Here is a 950-nt window from a genome sequence, read left to right on the forward strand (position 1 = left end):
ATTTTTTTAAAAACGTCAGATTCTGAATTGTTTTGTGAAAAACTCAAAGTTGAAATAGTTAAGAAAAGCAAACAGTAAATTTTCATATTTTTCTTTTTACGATTTTTGGTAGTATAGCCTATAACGTTTCGCGGCTTGCAGAAGTGGCGAACTTCGTAACCGATTATTTTCGGCTAAGATAAAATATCTTGCGAAAGATAAACGTGAATTTTGCACATATTTCGCCATTTTTGCAAACCGCTGTTAGCCGTTGTTTTTATTTTTCAGTATTATTTTCAATTCTGTTTCGATTCTGTTTCGATTCTGTTTTCGATTATTATTTTTTGTTTTATTATTTTTTGTTTTGAGTTTTCAAAGTAATAATTGGTTTATACAATACTTTTTCGCAAGCGTAACAATTCTCAATTCTGTATTGTTCATACTCACCAAACTTTGTTTTATAAAATTCATATCCATTTTTTTCAATTTCAAATTCTGCATAACAATATGCAATTGGCAAATCTAATGGAGTGTGAAACCAATCAACTCTTGATTTTTCATTAAACTTAAAGTTTCCATTTTTGTCGCTTTTAACACTTTCAGTTCTTAAGTCTCTTGATTCATTCGATCCAATTTTATTATTTATGTAATATTCTTTTTCAATTCTGTGAATTGTTGCGTTTGAAATTGGGTTATTATTTTCGTCAATAACTTTTCCAATAATATTCGCTTCATAGATAACTTTTTGAGGTCGAATAAAAAGTAAACTTATAAAAATGATAATTATAATTAGGAATATTTTAAATGGTTTCTTCATTTTTCAGTTTTTCGGCCAAAATAACGGCTAACGTTTCGCGGCTTGCAGAAGTGGCGAACTTCGTAAACGATTATTTTCGGCTAAGATAAAATTTCTTGCGAAAGATAAACGTGAATTTACCACATATTTCGCCATTTATGCAAACCGCTGTTGT

Annotated in this window: 1 protein-coding gene; it reads right to left on the reverse strand. The window is 29.1% G+C overall.

The window, feature by feature from the left end; all coding sequences use genetic code 11:
• Window positions 1–331 precede the first annotated feature (331 nt).
• Window positions 332–796: a hypothetical protein gene (locus J3S90_RS15685; protein WP_210646971.1), complete on the reverse strand. Its 465-nt coding sequence runs from the start codon at window positions 794–796 to the stop codon at window positions 332–334.
• Window positions 797–950: the final 154 nt, after the last annotated feature.

It is taken from the genome of Flavobacterium flabelliforme (assembly GCF_017948675.1).
Lineage (GTDB): Bacteria > Bacteroidota > Bacteroidia > Flavobacteriales > Flavobacteriaceae > Flavobacterium > Flavobacterium pygoscelis.